Source organism: Leucobacter sp. Psy1, assembly GCF_020096995.1.
Lineage (GTDB): Bacteria > Actinomycetota > Actinomycetes > Actinomycetales > Microbacteriaceae > Leucobacter.
This window is the reverse complement of record NZ_CP083692.1, coordinates 3,114,722-3,132,004: the sequence shown is the minus strand read 5'-3', so window position 1 is coordinate 3,132,004 and position 17,283 is coordinate 3,114,722. Positions and strand designations below refer to the sequence as shown.

The window sequence follows — 17,283 nt, the reverse complement described above, 5'->3', positions numbered from 1 at the left end:
GAAAGGAACACCGTGGCCCTCGAACTGCCCCGCCCGAAGTACATCTCCTTCGACATCATCGGCACACTGATCTACTTCGAAATGCGCAAAACCGTCGAGCCGATCGTCGCCGACCGACTCTCGGCCGATGATCTCGAGGCGTTCTTCGACATGTTCAGCTTCGTCCGGTACGACGAGATCCTGGAGTACCGCCCCTACGACGAGGTGCTCGAGCGGTCGTACCGCCGCGTCTGCGAGCGCTTCGGGCTCGAGGTCGCGGACGCCGACGTCGCGGCGATCCAGCGCGACGTGATGACGTGGGGCGCGCACCCCGATGTCGCGGAGCCGCTCGCGAAGATGGCCGAGCACTTCCCGCTCGTCGCCCTGTCGAACGCGGATAATCGCCACCTCGATGCGTTCATCCCGAGGCTCGGCGCGCCGTTCCACGCCGTCTTCACCGCTGAGCAGACCGGAGCCTACAAGCCGCGCATCCAGGCGTTCGACTACATGCTCGACCAGCTCGACGCTCGCCCGGAGGACTTCCTCCACATCTCCTCGCATCAGCACTACGACCACATCCCGATGGAGAAGCTGGGCTTTACGAACAAGGTCTTCTTCGACCGCGGATACGACCCTGATCTCCCGTACTACGGCGCGGTCCGAGTGACGTCGCTCGACGAGGTCAACCGTGCTCTCGGCATCGCCTGAGCACTGAACTTCCCTCCCCCCCCCCTCCCCTCACCTGACCTTCGAAAGGCACACCATGAACACCAAATTCGGTCGCAGAGTCGCGACCGCCTGTGCGTTGACTGCCGGAGGAGCACTCGTGCTCACCGGTTGCTTCAGCGGTGGCAGCGGAGGTGGCGCGAGTTCAGACGACGCGCGCATCTCGGTTGCGATGCTGCAGCCGCCGAACGCCGGTATGAGCCCGTTCAGCGACGACATCGGCAAGCTCACACGCCTCAGCATCGCCGAGACGCTCGTGAACCTCAACGAAGACCTCGAGATCGAGCCGATGCTCGCCACGGAGTGGGAGCAGACGGACGACACGACCTGGGTCTTCACCCTGCGTGAGAACGTGGTGTTCCAGGACGGAACGCCGTTCACCGCGGAGACGGTGAAGAACTCGCTGGACAAGGCCGTCGCGGCCGCGCCCCCGCCCCGCGCGCTGAACGGCGTCGAGATCTCGACCGAGGTGACGGGCGAGCACGAGATTACGATCACGACCGACGCGCCCGACGCGCTCATTCCGAACCGGCTCGCGAGCGGTCAGCTCTCGATGTTCGCAGAATCGGCCTACGGCGATGACGGCACGGTGAATCCGGCAGGCACGGGTACCGGTCCTTTCGTGCTCACCGAGTTGAACGGCACGACCACCGCGACGCTCGATCGCTTCGAGGACTACTGGGACGACCCCGCGATCCTCGCGGGGATCGACGTGTCGTTCGTGCCGGACGGTGCGGCACGTGCTGCGGCGATCCGATCGGGAGAGGCCGATGTGGCCGAGACGATCCCGGTCTCCCAGGTCAGCCTCCTCGAAGAGGATCAGGTGCACGAGGTCGAGATGCCCCGGACGACGATGCTGGCGCTGAACAACTCGGACGGTCCGTTCGCCGACCCTGCGGTCCGCGCCGCGGCACGGAAAGCGATCGACGCCTCGGGCATCATCGATTCGGTCTATGAGGGTCAGGCGGACTTCTCCGGCGGCCTCCTCGGGCCCGCGATTCCCTGGGCGGCTGACCTCCGCGGAGACGTCGCGAGCGACGTGGAACCCGCCAAGGTAGACGGCGTGCCGATCACGATCGCGACCTACTCGGACCGAGCAGAGAACCCGGAGATCCTGGTGCAGCTCGAGAGTCAGCTCGAAGCCGCGGGATTCGAGGTCACGCAGGATGTGCGCGAGTACATCAGCATGGAGACCGAGATGCTTGATGGATCATTCGATGCCGTCGTGTACTCGCGCGGCACACTGCTCGACACCGGTGACCCGCTGTCGTTCCTCGCGGCTGACTTCAGCTGCGAGGGCGGCTACAACATGGCCCAGCTGTGCGACGAGAACGTTGACGCGATCATCGAGCGCGGGTCCCAGGCGGAGGCCGGGCCGGAGCGGCAGGAAGCCACCATGGACGCCGAGACCGCGATTCTCAGGCAGAACGCGGTGATCCCCATCGTGAACGAGCGCGTGGTGCAGGCCGAGACCGGCACGTTCGTGGACATCGTTCGCGACCCGCTCGAGCGCCGCCTGATCTCCACCGAAACGAAACCGGCTGAGTGATCCCTCGTCGGCGCCGCGGGCACTCCGCGGCGCCGACGATCCCTCCCCGAACCTCGCTACACCCACCCCCGACGAAACCGGAGCACCCGATCGTGAAGATGCACTCCTACTGGCTCGATACCGCGACGCCGAGCGGAGATTACACCCAGACCGAGATTCCGAAGGAGGTCGATGTGGCCGTCGTCGGCGGCGGCTTCACCGGGCTTTCGACGGCCTATCACGCGGCGAAGGCCGGGAAGTCTGTCGCGCTCCTCGAGGCACGGGACGTCATGTGGGGCGCTTCCGGACGGAACGGCGGCATGGCGACCACCGGTCTTGCGGTCGGATTCCGCGACGCGATCAAGCGGTACGGAGAGCAGCGCGCGATCGGCTACTTCCGCGAGTACAACGAGGCGATCGATCTCATCGAGAACTTCGTCAGAGAGCATGACCTCGACGTCGACTACGAGCGCTCGGGCAAGATGACGCTCGCCTACAAGGAGTCGCACTGGGCGGGCCTGCAGCAGTCGGCCGAAACGTTGAAGCGTCTCGTGGACCAGCCGGTGCAGCTCGTCGATCGGGAGAACATCCGCAGCGAGATCGGGTCGGACGTCTACTACGGGGCGATGGTCGATCCGCTCGGTGCCGGCATGCACGTCGGCAAGTTCGGACACGAACTCGCTCGGCTCGCCGTCGAGGCCGGGGCGACGATCCACGAGCGCGCCGAGGTTACCGACGTTCGCCGCATCGGGAACAGCACGATCCACGACCTCACCACCAGCCGAGGAACCGTCAGGGCCGGCAAGGTCGTCGTCGGAACGAGTGGATACACCGGTAAGCCGTTCGGGTGGATGCAGCGACGGGTGATCCCGGTCGGCAGCTTCATCGTCGTCACCGAGCCGCTGCCGCAGGACCTCGTTGACGAGCTCCTGCCGAATCGGCGAATGGCGTCCGACAGCAAGAACTTCATCTACTACTTCCGCATCACGCCGGACAACCGACTGCTGTTCGGCGGACGCGCTCGATTCGCGCTCTCCGACCCGTCGCAGGACCGTGAGAGCGGAGAGATTCTGAAGAAGGCCATGCACTACGTCTTCCCCCAGACGCGCGATGCTCGCATCGACTACATGTGGGGCGGGCTGGTCGACATCTCGATGGATCAGATGGTGCACGCGGGAGAGCACGACGGCCTGTTCTATTCGCTGAACTACTCCGGTCACGGGGTGCAGATGGCGAACTACATGGGCAAGGTCATGGCCGAAGTCGTGGACGGGAATCCGCACGCGAACATCTGGCGCGACCTCAAGAACCCGTGGATCCCCGGGTACTTCGGGCACCCATGGCTCCACCTCCGGGTTGGCGGTGCCTACTTCGGTTTGCAGGACAAGCTGAGCTGACCCGGTCGGGTCGACATTACGACGAGAACGAGGAGGCGAGCACGATGAGTCCGTGCGCGTGCGCAACAGCGGCCCCGCAGAGAGCGGGCGCCGACCCGGGCCTGGATGCGCTGGGAATCCCCGGCGGCGGTTTCGTGGCCGGGAACTGGATCACCGAGGAGCTGTCGCTCGCGGTCACCGACCCCGAAGACGACGGCGTGGTCGCCCAGGTGTACGTGGGGGACGAGGTCGACGTCGAGGACGCCGTCGCCGGCGTCGTGCGGAGCTTCCATGACGATGCGTGGGAGTTGTGGGAGCGGCGCGAGACGCTCGAGCGTGCGGCGCGGCTGCTCCGCGACGAAGCGGATCGTATCGCCGCCATTATCGCGGCCGAGAGCAGCAAGACGATCACGGAGGCGACGCGTGAGACCGCGCGCGCGGCGGAGACGCTGCGCCTGTCGGCGGACTCGGCGCATCTGCTCGAGGGAGAGACGCTGCCGTTCGCTGACACGCCTCGCGGGGTGGGTCGTATGGGGTGGAATCGCCGGTCCGCGCTCGGTGTCATTGCGGCCATCACCCCGTTCAACGATCCACTGAACCTTGTGGCGCACAAGGTCGGACCCGCGCTCCTCGCCGGCAACGCCGTCGTGCTGAAGCCGGCGCAAACGACGCCGCTCTCGGCGCTGGCGCTGCAGGACATCCTGCTCCGCGCAGGCATGCCCCCTGGCCGAATGTCGGTGCTGGTGTGCACGCGTGCGGCCGGAACGGCGCTCGTCAGCGACCCTCGTGTCGCAGCGGTCTCGTTCACCGGCGGCCCGGCGACGGGCGATGCCCTCGCTCGTGCCGCTGGAGCGCGGAAAGTGCTCATGGAACTCGGTGGGAACAACGCTGTCGTGGTCTGCGAGGACGGAGACGTTCCCGCGGCTGCCGCCGGTATCGTCGACGGCGCATTCGGCGTCGCGGGCCAGAACTGCCTGTCGGTGCAACGCGTCTACGTGCACGAGAGTCGCTACGCCGAGCTCGAGCGCCTGATCGTTGACGGAACGGAGCGCTTGATCGTCGGCTCGAAGCGCGATACCGCGACCGACGTGGGCCCGCTGATCAGCCAGCGCGAAGCGGAGCGCGTGGAAACCTGGGTGGACGAGGCGGTCGCCTCGGGCGCACGCCTGCTCACCGGTGGTGAGCGCACCGGCGCGTTCTACGCGCCCACGGTGCTGACCGAGGTGCCGGACGAGGCCCGCGTGCTGCGTGACGAGGTCTTCGGGCCCGTGGTGTCGCTGGTGCCGTACGTCGACCTGGACGACGCGTTGGCGCGCGTCAACGACACTGATTTCGGCCTGCATGCCGGGGTCTTCACGGAGTCGGTGAACACGGCGATGTACGCCGCTGAGCGCCTCAGGGTCGGCAGCGTCCTCATCAACGACACCAGCGACTTCCGGATCGACGCCATGCCGTTCGGCGGGTCGAAGCGTTCCGGCGTCGGACGCGAGGGCGTCGCGAGCGCCGTCCTCGAGATGAGCGAGCCGAAGAACATCATCGTCAATCGATTGGGATAACACGCAGATGACCACAGACCTCTTCACCTCAGTACTCCGCACGATCGAGCCCGAGATCAGCACGCCCGCCCCGGTGGTGCTCATCGACGTGGTGCGCGAGAACATCGCCCGCATGCAGGCGTTCGCCGACACGCACGGCAAGCGTTTGCGTCCTCACGTGAAGACGCACAAGAGCGTGCGGCTCGGTCGGATGCAACGGGAGGCGGGCGCGGTTGGTCTCACCGCTGGCAACCTCAGCGAAGCCGAGATCTTCGCGGCGGACGGCTGCTCGGACATCTTCTTGGCCTACCCGATCTGGGCGGTCGGCTCGAAGGCGGAGCGTCTCCGTCGGCTCGCCGGGATCACTGAGCTCAGCGTCGGTGTCGAGAGCGAGGCTGCTGTGGACGCTTTGGCGACCGCGATGGGCGACGACGCCGGGCAGCTCGGCGTGGTCGTCGAGATCGATTGCGGGGCGGGACGTTCCGGGGTGGAGCCGTCAGCCGCGGGTGACCTCGCGGCGCACGCGAGATCCCGTGGGCTGCGCCCGCTCGGCATCTTCACCTACCCCGGACACGGGGGCACCGTCGGCGCCAGAGAAGGCGCGGCCCAGGATCAGGCCGTCGCGCTGCGCGCTGCCGTCGAGTCATTTGCGCCGCACGGAATTCCGGTCTCCGTCGTCAGCGCGGGATCGACCCCGACCGCTGAGCTCTGCACCGATCCCGTGATCACCGAAATTCGTCCGGGCGAGTACATCTTCAACGATCACGACAACGTACGGATCGGGGACTGCCGTCCCGAGCAGATCGGCCTGTTCGTAGCTTCGACGGTCGTCAGCGACCAGGGGCACGAGCACGTGATCGTCGATGCGGGCACGAAGGCCCTCGCGCGCGAGGGGAATCCGGATCGAGGCTTCGGCAACGTTCCCAGCGTGGACGGGGTCCTCTCCAAGCTCAACGAGTACCACGGATTTCTCGCGCTCCCCGAGGGCGGGACCCGACCGGCGGTCGGAGCGACGGTTCCCATTGTTCCCAACCATGTGTGCCCCGTCGTGAACAGCTTCGAGGAACTGATCATCACCGATCGGACGGGCGCGCTCATCGACCGTTGGCCGGTCGATGCCCAAGGCCAGCTCAACTGACGATGCCGCGTTCGCGCATCGTCGCACTCACCGTGAAAGGACCCAGCACATGAACGCAAGCCAGTCAGAGACCCCGCAGCAGATTCTCGAGCGACTGGGACTCGCGCTTCCACCCGTGGACGACGATCCCCACTACACCAACGCCCGAGAGTCCGCAGGCGGTCAGATCTTCATCTCCGGGCAGCTCCCGTACCGCGACGGCGTCCTCCCGATGAGCGGACGTGTCGGCGCGGAGGTGAGCGTTGACGAGGCTCGAGATTTGATGCTCCAGGCGACGCTGAACGGTCTCGCGGTCGCCGCCCACGCCACCGGCGGCCTCGATCGGGTGCGGATGATCCAGATGCTCGCCTTCGTGAACGCTGTCGACGGGTTCGAGCAGCAGTCACGCGTTGCCGACGCGGGTAGCAACCTGCTGACGGACGTTCTCGGTGATGACGGCCGGCACGCTCGCACCGCGATCGGCGTCGCGAGCCTGCCGCGCAACAGTGCGGTCGAGGTGCAGTTCATCTGCGAGGCGAGGCGGTGACCTGGCCAGGTGCCCGAGTCGTCATCACCGGCGCGACAAGTGGGATCGGCGTTGCGGTGGCGAACCGGTTCCGGGAGGCCGGGGCGAGTTTGGTGTTGACCGGGCGCCGGCCCGAGGAGCCCGACGGGTGTCGTGATGCGGACGTCTATCTTGCAGGTGATCTCGCCGACGAGGGGTTCGTGGCGAGCCTGATCGCACGCGCGGTCGAGGAGTTCGGCGAGATCGACGCGCTCGTGCTCTGCCACGGACTGCAGGGTGATGGAGCCTTGGAGGAGATGCCGCTCCAGCGCGCCGCAGCGCTGCTCGAAGCGAACGTGCTGACCGTCTTCTCCGTCGTGCAGCGCGCGATCCCGCATATCCGTGAGGGCGGGGGGTCGATCGTGTGCGTGAGTTCGAGGTTCGGACTCGTCGGAACGCCAGGCCAGGTGATGTACTCGGCCGCCAAGGGCGGCCTGGCGATGTTCGCGCGCGGGGCGGCGATCGAACTCGCCGCCCGAGGAATCAGGGTGAATGTCGCCGCTCCGGGTCTGACGCTCACCCCGCGGATCGCCGAGGGATTCGGTCGGAAGCCCGACCCTGCGGCGTATACGGCCACTCGCGCCGCCTCGATTCCGTTGGGGCGGCTGGCCGAACCGGCCGAGATCGCCGAGCCCGTTTTCTTTCTCGCCTCGCCGGCGGCTTCGTACATCACGGGAGCCGTGCTTCCGATCGATGGAGGCTTCACTGCCGCGTGAACACCCTCGCGGACTTCATCAGATCTAAGGTAGGCTCGCCTTACTATGATGAAACTGGGTCGATCTCGTGCCATTCTGCCCGTTGCCGTCGTGGCGGGGCTCCTACTCACCGGGTGCGCATCAGGCGGTGGCAAGGCTCCGGCGGAGACCGCTGCGGAATCGCCTGGCACGTTCCCGCAGACGGTCAGCACCGCATTCGGTGACGTCACGATCGACGCCGCACCGCAGCGGGTCGTCGCGCTCGGCTGGTCCGACGCCGAGACGGCGCTCGCCCTCGGCGTGCAGCCGGTCGGGGCGTCGGACTGGATCGAAGCGGGAGGCGACGAGGGCGTTGGACCGTGGGCGGCGGGACTCTACGACCAGGCTCCGGAACTCATCGAAACGCTCGAACCCTCCTACGAGATGATTGCGGCACTGGAACCCGACCTCATTCTCGATGTGAAGGGCAGCGGCGATCCCGATCGGTACGAGCGTCTTTCGGAGATCGCTACGACCGTCGGCGTTCCCGAGGGAGGCGAGAGTTACCTCACGACGGTCGAGGAGCAGGTCGGCACGATCGCGACGGCACTGGGGGTGCCGGAGCGCGGTGACGAGCTGCTCGCCGAGGTCGATGCGGCGTTCGACACGGTCGCAAAGGAGCACCCCGATTGGCAGGGGAGAACGGTCTCGAGCGTCGCGAAGACGAGCGAGGGGTGGGGTGCGTACCTCGAAGGCGGCGGCCGTCTTGAGCTGCTGAACCGGCTCGGGTTCGAGCAGAACCCCGAGATCGCGGCTGCGCCCGCGAACTCCGGCGGGTTCTCCGTCGATGTCTCGGGCGAGAACCTGGGACTCATCGACGCCGACCTCATCGTCGCTTCGCCCATATACCTCGACACGACCGCGATCACCGATGACCCGCAGTGGAAGCAGCTGCCGGCGGTCGAGGACGGCCGGGCGATCGTGCTCGAGGGAGAGGTCGCGAAGGCGTTCTCCGCGAACTCGCCGCTCGCGTCGATCTACGTCGCCGAGCAGCTCACCCCGATGATTGAGGACGCGCTGCCGGCCGACTGACGGTAGTATCCGCTCAGCGCTCCATCCATCTGCTCCACTCCCGAGGCCCGGAGGTCACCATCGCACGCCAGCACTCCGGCGTCCGCCTGCGCCGGCGCACGCTCCGACGTCAGCGACCGCGTGTGGTGGGGGCGTCGCTCTGCCTGATCGGGCATCAGTCCTGCGAAGCGCTCGTGCCCGTCGCGATCGGCCTGGCGATCGATACCGCGGTCACGAGGAGCAGCCCGTCGCTCCTGCTGCTCTGCCTCGCGGGGTTCATCCTGCTCTTCGCCGTGCTCATCACCTGCTATCGCTGGTTCGCGCGGTTCGGCGAGGGTGCGGTGATCGATGAGAGCCACGCGCTGCGCACCGAACTCGCCGCCAGGGTCATGGCGCCTGACGGGCCTCGTCGGCGACACGGCGAACTCCTGTCGATCGCCTCATCCGATGCCGACCAGTCGGCGCGGAGCATCATCTGGCTCTCCGGCCTCTGCGGCGCGGGCGCGGCGCTCGCCGTCAGCTGCGGCGTGCTGCTCACCATCGACCTCATGCTTGGCGCGGTGCTCATCGGCACGGCACTGGTTGTGACGGTCGCCCTCAACCTCGTCTCCCCGCTCATCTCGCACCGCGTCGCCGACCAGCAGCGGACCCTCGCCCAAGCATCAGCGCTCGCGACCGACCTCGTCACGGGTCTCCGGGTGCTCCACGGCCTCGGCGCCCAGGAGAATGCCACCGAGCGGTACCGGGCGGTGAGCCGGTCGGTCGAGACAGCGGGGATCCGAGCCGGTACCGCGAAGTCCCTCCAGCTCGGTGCCAGCGTGCTCGCCGGCACCATCGTGCTCGTCGTCTCGGTCGCATTCGCGGGGCTCCTCGCACTCGACGGCGCCATCAGCGTCGGAGCGTTCGTCGCAGCGGTCGGCGCGGCGCAGTTCATCTCGGAACCGCTCACCTCCATCGGGTTCTACCTGCAGATCGGGGCATCGGCGAAGACGAGCGCCGCCAGGGTCGATGCCGTGCTCAGCGGCGAGGCTGGCGCGCAAGAATCCGAGCCCGGCAGGGCGCCGCGCGCGATCGAGGTGCCGGCAGGGGCATTCATCGGGATCGTCGCCGACCCCGCAGAGGTCGAGCGGATCCCGAGCGAGCTCGTTCTGCCGGCGGGGGCCGGGGTGCACATCGAGCCCCATCGTGCCGACCTCTTCGCCGGCTCCATCGCCGATAATCTCGCGCTCGGCGGCATGGCTGGCGACCCGTCGCGGGCGGTCGACGCCGCAGGCGCACGGGAGTTCGTCGAGGCGCAGCCTGCCGGCGTCGACGAGCACGTGCGCGACCGCGGACTCAGCCTGTCCGGCGGTCAGCGGCAGCGACTTGCACTCGCCCGCGCACTGCACACGGACCCCGACGTGCTCGTACTCATCGAGCCGACCACCGCCGTCGACGCCATGACCGAGGAGTCGATCGCCGCGGGCATCCGCGCGCTCAGGCATGAGACTGACGGGCCGGTCCGCACGACGGTCGTGATCACCAGCAGTCCCGTCATGCTCGCCCACACCGATCGGGTGGTCCTCGCCGTCGGCGACGGCGAGCCGATCCACGGCCCGCACCACCACCTGCTCGCGCAGCACGAGGGCTACCGAGAGAGGATCCTCGGATGACCGCGGCACCTCCGCACGCTCGACTGCCGCTCGCCACCGTACGGGGGGTGCGCCGCGCCATCGGCCGCTACGTCCGCAGACAGCGCGCCCTCGCGATTCTCACGATCGCGCTCGCCGCAGCGGCGGCGCTCGCGGGCCTCGTCGCACCCTGGGCCGTCGGGCTGATCGTCGACGTCGTGCTCGGCGGCGGCGATCGCACCCGGGTGCTGGTGCTCGTCGCGTGGGTGGCGGGCGCCGGCGTGCTGAGCGCTGCGCTGCGCACGGTGAGCGCCGCACTCGTCGCCCGCATCGGCCAGCGCGTGCTCGCGCGCATGCGGGAGGACGTCATGGGTGCGGCGCTGCGCCTCCCGTCCGCGCGGATCGAGAGTGCGGGGCGCGGAGACCTCCTGAGTCGAGTGGGCGACGATGTCGCCGTGGTCGGCGGGGTGGTCGCGGGTCTGCTGGCACCGTGGGTGGGAGCGGCACTCACCGTGGTGCTGACGATGGTCGGTTTGTTCGCGCTCGATCCCTGGCTCGCCCTCGCCGGGCTGACGTCGATCCCGGTGTACGTTCTGGCGCTCCGCTGGTATCTTCCCCGTGCCGCACCGCGGTACAGCGCCGAGCGCGCGGCATTCGGCGACCGCGCCGAAGCGCTTGTCTCCTCGCTCGAGGGCATGCCGACGCTCCGCGCGTACGGCGCCGAAGCGCAGCAGCTCGCCACCATCACCGACGCATCGGATCGCGCACGTCGCCTCTCGCGCGATGTCCTCTGGTTCGCGAGCGGTTGGGGCAAGTGGATGAACCTCGCCGAGCTCGTCGGGCTGGGCGCGATCATTGCGACCGGGTTCATGCTCGTATCGACCGACCTGGTCACCGTCGGCGCGGTGACAGCGGCCGCGCTGTACTTCCACCGGCTTTTCAACCCCCTCGGGCTCATCATCTTCAGCTTCGACGACGTGCAGTCGGCGTACGCGAGCCTGCAGCGCATCGTCGGAGTCATCGAGATCCGCCGGGCCGAAGAATCAGATGCCCCTGGTGAGCACCTGCGAGGGACCCTCACGGGGCGCGGCCTCACCCACCGGTACGACACCCACGCGGCACTGAGAGACGTCTCTATCAAGGTCGACGCCGGTGAGCAGGTCGCGCTCGTCGGGGCGAGCGGCGCAGGCAAGTCCACCCTCGCCGTGATCCTGGCCGGCCTCGCCGACCCGAGCGAGGGATCGGTCACCCTGGACGGAGTGCCGATCGAACGTCTCGCCCGGATCCACCCGAGACCGGTAGTGCTGGTGTCGCAGGAGGCTCACATCTTCGCCGGTCCGCTCGTCGAAGACCTGCGCATGGCCAGAGCGGACGCGAGCGACGCAGACATCGCTGCGGCGCTGCAGCTCGTCGGAGCCGATTGGGTGGGCGGCCTCCCCGACGGCATCCGCACCGTCGTCGGCGAGCTTGGCCACCGGCTCACGCCCGAGCAGTCCGCGCAGGTGGCGCTCGCGCGTGCGGCGCTGGCCGATCCGGCAGTGGTGATCCTCGACGAGGCCACGGCAGAGTCCGGCAGCCGGGGCGCACGGAGGCTGGAGCGCGCGGCAGAGGCGATCCTGCAGGATCGCACCGCCGTGGTCGTGGCCCATCGCCTCAGGCAAGCCCAATCCGCCGATCGGGTGCTGGTAATGGACGACGGCCGCATCACCGAGTCAGGTACCCACGACGAACTCGTCGCACAGGCCGGTGCGTACGCGAGACTCTGGGCGGCGTACCGGTCAGGCGGGTAACATCGGGGAGTATGGCAGGACGACACTCCGACCAGAACTCCACGCGCCCGCTCCGGGTCGTCATCACCGGAGCCTCGAGCGGAATCGGCGAAGCCGTGGCCGAACGCTTCCGCTGGGACGGCGCGCAGCTGCTGCTCACCGGGCGCCGTGAGGCGGAGCCCGCTGGCATGCGCGAGGGCGAGCAGTATCTCTCGGGGGACCTCGGGGATGAGACGTTCGCGCAGTCGGTGATCGCCAGCGCCGTCGACGTGTTCGGTGAGATCGACGCGCTGGTGCTCTGCCACGGGCTCCAGGCAGACGGGGCGCTGGAGGAGATGGAGGTCAGCACGGCGGCGCAGGTGCTCGACGCCAATCTGCTCAGTGTCTTCTCGCTGGTCAAGTACGCGATTCCGCACATGCGCGAGCCGGGTGGCTCGATCGTCTGCGTGAGCTCGCGGCTCGGCATCGCGGGCATTCCGAACGAGGTCATGTACACCGCAGCGAAGGGCGGGCTCATCATGTTCGCCAAGGGGGCCGCCGTGGAGCTCGCGCCCCGCGGCATCCGCGTCAATGTCGCAGCGCCCGGCCTCACCCTGACTCCAACGATCACGGACGGATTCGAGCGCCAGGAGGACCCGGAGGCGCACGCCGCCCGCAAGGCGGCGACGATCCCCCTGGGCCGTTTGGCGACCCCCGAGGAGGTTGCCGAACCGATCTTCTTCCTCGCCGCCCCGGCGTCGTCGTACGTCACCGGGGCGGTTCTGCCGATCGACGGCGGGTACACGGCCGCGTAGCGCGGGCCCGGGTAGCGGGGCCGCTGGGGCGCTCACGGGGTGAGCGGTTCTCCGGAGTCGTGCTGTTCCACGATGGGCCTGAGCGCACCGTGCGGGTCGAGGCGCCCGAGGATCCGCTCGGAGATGTCGTGGAGCTCGTCGACCTGTTCGGGGGTCAGCGCGTCGAGCACGAGCTCCCGGACCTCCCTGACGTGACCCGGAGCGGTCTCGACCACGTGCTGCATCCCCGCTTCGGTCAGGTGGGCGAGCGTCGATCGGGAGCGACCAGGCGCCGGTGCGCGGCGGAGCAGGCCGCGCTCCTCGAGCCGGTGCACGACGTGCGAGAGACGCGGCAGTGTCGAGTTCGTGAGCCGGGCAAGGTCGGACATGCGCATCGAGTGGTCCGCCGTCTCCGAGAGGAGGGAGAGCACGCGGTAATCGAAGTGCGTGACCCCCGCGTCACGCCGCAGCTGCGCATCGAGAGCCCCGGGCAGGAGTTCGAGCACCGAAGCCAGACGCACCCACGCGGAGAGTTCGCGAGGAGAGAGCCAGGGAGTCGTCATGCCATCATTCTGCCCCATGGTGCGGTCGTTCCCAGGAACGACCGGTACCGTCGACGTTGTCGCTACAACCTACAGTGACGTGAACCGCAGACCGCCCCACGAAAGGCTCGTATGACGCTGCTCAACCCCTCCGCCCGCACTCCCGTCCTCCGCGACGTCGCACTGCTCGTCGCGCGCGTCGCGCTCGGGGTGATCCTCATCGCTCACGGATGGCAGAAATTCAGCGAGTGGACGATCGCCGGCACTCAAGAGTCGTTCGCAGGCATGGGTATTCCCCTGCCGCAGGTGAGCGCAGTCTTCGTCGCGGGGGCCGAACTCGTCGGGGGAGCGGCGCTCGTCATCGGACTCCTGACCCCGATCGCCGCGCTCGTGAACCTGATCGCCCAGGTCGGGGCCATCGTGCTCGTGCACGCCTCGGCCGGAGTCTTCGTCGACGACGGAGGTTTCGAGCTGGTGCTCGCGATCGCGGCCGGCCTGTTCGTGCTGCTGCTCGCCGGCGGCGGACGCTTCAGCGTCGACCGGTTGTTCAGCCGCTCAGTCGCGTCGCGCGGCAAGTGAGGCACTGTTCGGGGGAGAGGGTGCCTCGAGCGTCTCTCCCCTGAACAGTGTTTCGCGTGCCTACTCCTCGGGTCGGCCGTGCCGGAGCGAGCCGTCCTCGTCGTGCGTGTGCAACTCGTAGTCGTCGAGCGACAGATGATTGTGGAGGGCGAGGTGCACCGCCTCCATGTCGCCCGAGCGCAGCTTCTCGACGATGTCGAGGTGGCTCGGCACGACACGGTCGCGGGTGGCCGTGCTGAAGCCCGACCACTGCGCCATGCAGATGAGTGCCTCAGTGGCGAGGGTCGAATACGCTCGCACCAGTCGCCGATTCCGTCCGTGCTCGACGAGGGTGGTGTGGAACTGCAGATCGAGGCGGCGGAGGTGGTCCCACTGCTCGGCGGCGAGGGCCTCACCCATCTCGGTCGTCACGGCGGTCAGCTCGTCGGCGATGCGGTCGCGCTCGGCCTCGTCGAGCTTCGTGACGATTTCGGCTGCCGCGCACTCGATGACCTCGCGGGCCTCGTAGATCTCAGCGACGTCGCGGTCCGTGATCTCACGGACGAAGACACCGCGGTTGGGCAGGCCGATCAGCAGGCCCTCCTGGACCAGGCGGTGGAGCGCCTCCCGTACCGGCCCCCGCGAGACGCGGAGCTGGCTCGCCACCTGAGCCTCGTTGATCTGATCGCCCGGTTTGAACGCGCCGTCGATGATGCGCTCTCGAAGCTGATCGGAGATGATGACCGCAGTCGGCCGGTGCTCAAGGGCTGAGAGTGCCTGCACTCCACTCATTGCGCCTCCTCAGGATGCGTGCGGAGTCCCGAATTCGAGGCTCTCGTAGGATTGTAAGCAATCTTCGGCGAGAACGCCAACGAGTGTGACGTCGTCTACGGGTGCACCGTTGACTCGTGCGCCGCGTGGTGCGCGGGTTCGAGCTGGATCGTGCAGTGGCTCGTGTCGAAGTGCTCACTGAGGCAGGCGTGCAGCTCGTCGAGGATCTCGTCGTAGCGACCCCAGTCAAGCGTCTCCTCGTCGATGACGACGTGCGCGGACATCGCGTTGACACCCGAGGTGATTGTCCAGGCGTGAAGGTCGTGGACCACTTCCACACCGGGCACCGAGAGCATGTGCTCACGCGTCTGATCGAGGTCGACGTCCTTCGGAGTGCTCTCGAGCAGGATCCGCACCACGTCGCGCAGCAGGCTGTACGCGCGGGGCGCGATGAGGAGTGCGATGGCGAACGCCGCGATCTGGTCCACCCAGTTCCACCCGGTGAAGAGGATGATGAAACCGGCGACGATGACGGCGACCGAGCCCAGCAGGTCCCCGAGCACCTCGAGGTACGCGCCGCGGATGTTGATGCTCTCCTTCTGCCCCGACTGCAGGATGAGCAGAGACACCAGGTTCGCGACGGCGCCGATGATGGCGGCGATGAGCATCGGACCGGTCTCGATCTCCACCTCGCTGCCGATGCGCTGAATCGCGGTGTACACGATCACGATGCAGATCACGCTGAGGATGATGCCGTTGATCATGGCGGCGAGCACCTCGACGCGCATGAGGCCGTACGTGCGCTTGGAGGTGGCGGGGAGCGCGGCGATGAAGGTGGCGATGAGGGCGATGAGCACGCCGGTCGCGTCCGTCAGCATGTGTCCGGCATCTGCCAGCAGGGCGAGCGAACCCGAGATGAACGCGCCGATGACCTGCACGATGAAGATCGTCGCCGTGATGCTGAGCACGATGATCAGCTTCTTGCGGTGCTTGCCGCCAGCAGTCGCGTGACCCTCGAGGCCGTGATCGTGGCTGTGGCCGTGCCCACCGGCTTCGGCGGCCTCGGGGCGGGCGGGGTGCCCGTCACTGAACTCGGCGCCGTGCGTGTGGTCGTGACCGTGGTCGTCGTGGTGTCCGTGCGTTGCCATGGCATCAGACTACCAGGATTGTAAATTGTTGACAATCCTTCGATATGAGATTCCAGGTCTTAGTATCGGGCTCTATGTCTCGACCTGGCGTCTGGGATCCGCTGTGCGTGGATGCGGGCCCGCACCGCACGCAAGGAGGCCCGGATCCCCGCAAGGGGACCCGGGCCTCCGCAAAGCGGTGCCGCGCTACAGTGCGGTACCGCTTTCTCGGCGCCTAGCCGGCTACCGTCGTCGCGCCTTCGGTGACCGTCAGTACCTGGCGCTTGCGAATCGTTCGCGCTGCGAGGACTCCGGCGATGGTCGTCACGATCGACATGAGGACCATGTATCCCGGGATCAGCCAGCCGTAACTCGGTGAAGTGAGCATCGACGTGAAGATCAGTGGCGTGAAGCCCCCGACCACGCCTCCGAGCGAGAAGGCGAGTGACACTCCCGTGTAACGGACGTCAGTCGTGAAGAGGTCCGCGAACATAGTCGAGAGCAGCGCGTAGGTCAGCGGATGCACGAGCGACATGACGAGCACCATGATCGCAAGCAGCACGAATTTGTTGCCGGGGTTCGCGATGAGCAGGTGCACCATCGGGAATGCGACGATCGCCAGAAGGACAGCGCCGACGACGAAGACTCTGCCCTGGCCGTATCGATCTCCGAGGTGTCCGGCGATCGGCATGGTGACCAGCTCCAGAGATGCTCCGAGCACGACCGCCCACAGCAGGAAACTGCTCTCAAAACCGAGGTTGTTCACGCCGAACGTCAGGATGAACGTGGCGAGGAAGTAGAAGAACATGAAGGGTGCGAGAGTGAGCGCGACGCCGCCGAGCACCTGGATCGGCGCATGGCGAAGGGTCGCGAACAGGGGGATCTTCTTCTCGTCACCGGTCTCCTTCACCTGAGCGAACTCGGGGGATTCTTCGACCTTGAGACGGATGAAGAGGCCGATCAAGACGAGCACTGCACTCAGCAGGAAGGGGACGCGCCATCCCCACTGTAGGAAAGCGTCCCCGGGCAGCCCGCTGAAGATCGCGATCACGAGTGTGGAGAGGACGAGGCCCGCCGGGGATCCGACTTGAACCAGGGCGCCCGCAAGGCTCTTCCGGCCGACCGGTGCGTGCTCCACTGCCATCAGCATGGCACCGCCCCATTCGCCCCCAACGCAGAAACCTTGGATCAAGCGCATCGCGACCAGGAGAACGGGTGCCCAGACCCCGATCTGGTCGTAGGTGGGGAGGCAACCGATCAGAAAGGTTGCGACTCCCATGCCGGTCAGGCTGTAGATCAGCATGCGCTTGCGGCCGATGCGGTCGCCGAAGTGACCGAAGACGATTGCTCCGACCGGGCGTGCGAGGAATCCGACTGCGAACGTCGCGAATGCTGCGATCGTTCCCACGAGGGGTTCTTCGGCAGAGAAGAACAGCGCTCCGAGTACCAGGGCGGATGCGGTGCCGTAGACGTAGAAGTCGTACCACTCGATGATGGTGCCGATGACGCTCGAGACGGTGACTTTACGGTCGAGCTTGCGGGATTGGATCTGCATTGATCCG

16 protein-coding genes are annotated in these 17,283 nt (G+C 67.4%); 12 read left to right on the top strand and 4 right to left on the bottom strand.

All coding sequences use genetic code 11. The features are described from left to right. Positions 1-12 precede the first annotated feature (12 nt). The 11 genes from K8P10_RS14870 to K8P10_RS14820 all read left to right on the top strand — a co-directional run bounded on the left by K8P10_RS14870 (position 13) and on the right by K8P10_RS14820 (position 12,744). The gene (locus K8P10_RS14870; RefSeq protein WP_224779658.1) at positions 13-687 is read left to right on the top strand and encodes an HAD-IA family hydrolase; all 675 of its coding nucleotides are present in this window, start codon (positions 13-15) and stop codon (positions 685-687) included. A 55-nt stretch (positions 688-742) separates the two neighbouring features. Further along, positions 743-2,254, top strand: coding sequence for an ABC transporter substrate-binding protein (locus K8P10_RS14865; protein WP_224779657.1), 1,512 nt, complete (start codon positions 743-745; stop codon positions 2,252-2,254). A gap of 98 nt (positions 2,255-2,352) precedes the next feature. Continuing rightward, complete coding sequence (locus tag K8P10_RS14860) at positions 2,353-3,630, top strand: FAD-binding oxidoreductase (protein ID WP_224781308.1); 1,278 nt, start codon at positions 2,353-2,355, stop codon at positions 3,628-3,630. Between the two features lie 44 nt (positions 3,631-3,674). Beyond that, the gene (locus tag K8P10_RS14855; protein ID WP_224779656.1) at positions 3,675-5,165 is read left to right on the top strand and encodes an aldehyde dehydrogenase family protein; all 1,491 of its coding nucleotides are present in this window, start codon (positions 3,675-3,677) and stop codon (positions 5,163-5,165) included. Positions 5,166-5,172: 7 nt separating this feature from the next. Then, entirely contained in the window at positions 5,173-6,282 is a 1,110-nt protein-coding gene (locus K8P10_RS14850; RefSeq protein ID WP_224779655.1) for an alanine racemase, read from the top strand. A 49-nt stretch (positions 6,283-6,331) separates the two neighbouring features. Further along, positions 6,332-6,808 carry a RidA family protein gene (locus K8P10_RS14845; protein ID WP_224779654.1) on the top strand — a complete coding sequence of 159 codons (477 nt, stop codon included), beginning with the start codon at positions 6,332-6,334 and terminating at the stop codon, positions 6,806-6,808. Next, a complete protein-coding gene (locus K8P10_RS14840) occupies positions 6,805-7,542 on the top strand; it encodes an SDR family NAD(P)-dependent oxidoreductase (RefSeq protein WP_224779653.1) in 738 nt (245 codons plus the stop codon). The genes K8P10_RS14845 and K8P10_RS14840 overlap by 4 nt, the downstream gene beginning before the upstream one ends. Before the next feature lie 45 nt (positions 7,543-7,587). Continuing rightward, complete coding sequence (locus K8P10_RS14835; RefSeq protein ID WP_224779652.1) at positions 7,588-8,592, top strand: iron-siderophore ABC transporter substrate-binding protein; 1,005 nt, start codon at positions 7,588-7,590, stop codon at positions 8,590-8,592. Between the two features lie 122 nt (positions 8,593-8,714). After that, complete coding sequence (locus K8P10_RS14830) at positions 8,715-10,223, top strand: ABC transporter transmembrane domain-containing protein (RefSeq protein WP_370631903.1); 1,509 nt, start codon at positions 8,715-8,717, stop codon at positions 10,221-10,223. Next, positions 10,220-11,971, top strand: a complete 1,752-nt coding sequence (locus K8P10_RS14825; RefSeq protein WP_224779651.1) for an ABC transporter ATP-binding protein — start codon at positions 10,220-10,222, stop codon at positions 11,969-11,971. The genes K8P10_RS14830 and K8P10_RS14825 overlap by 4 nt, the downstream gene beginning before the upstream one ends. Positions 11,972-11,982: 11 nt before the next feature. Then, a complete protein-coding gene (locus K8P10_RS14820) occupies positions 11,983-12,744 on the top strand; it encodes an SDR family NAD(P)-dependent oxidoreductase (protein WP_224779650.1) in 762 nt (253 codons plus the stop codon). 32 nt (positions 12,745-12,776) lie between these two features. Here K8P10_RS14820 and K8P10_RS14815 read toward each other — a convergent pair whose 3' ends face one another. Further along, a complete protein-coding gene (locus K8P10_RS14815) occupies positions 12,777-13,286 on the bottom strand; it encodes a MarR family winged helix-turn-helix transcriptional regulator (RefSeq protein WP_224779649.1) in 510 nt (169 codons plus the stop codon). Positions 13,287-13,397: 111 nt separating this feature from the next. Between K8P10_RS14815 and K8P10_RS14810 the strand changes: the two genes are divergently transcribed. Further along, entirely contained in the window at positions 13,398-13,844 is a 447-nt protein-coding gene (locus tag K8P10_RS14810) for a DoxX family protein (RefSeq protein ID WP_224779648.1), read from the top strand. Between the two features lie 60 nt (positions 13,845-13,904). Here K8P10_RS14810 and K8P10_RS14805 read toward each other — a convergent pair whose 3' ends face one another. From K8P10_RS14805 to K8P10_RS14795, 3 genes are all read right to left on the bottom strand, one after another. Then, positions 13,905-14,615 carry a GntR family transcriptional regulator gene (locus tag K8P10_RS14805; protein WP_224779647.1) on the bottom strand — a complete coding sequence of 237 codons (711 nt, stop codon included), beginning with the start codon at positions 14,613-14,615 and terminating at the stop codon, positions 13,905-13,907. Between the two features lie 95 nt (positions 14,616-14,710). Further along, positions 14,711-15,742: a cation diffusion facilitator family transporter gene (locus tag K8P10_RS14800; protein ID WP_224779646.1), complete on the bottom strand. Its 1,032-nt coding sequence runs from the start codon at positions 15,740-15,742 to the stop codon at positions 14,711-14,713. Positions 15,743-15,956: 214 nt separating this feature from the next. Next, positions 15,957-17,276: an MFS transporter gene (locus K8P10_RS14795; RefSeq protein WP_224779645.1), complete on the bottom strand. Its 1,320-nt coding sequence runs from the start codon at positions 17,274-17,276 to the stop codon at positions 15,957-15,959. Positions 17,277-17,283: the final 7 nt, after the last annotated feature.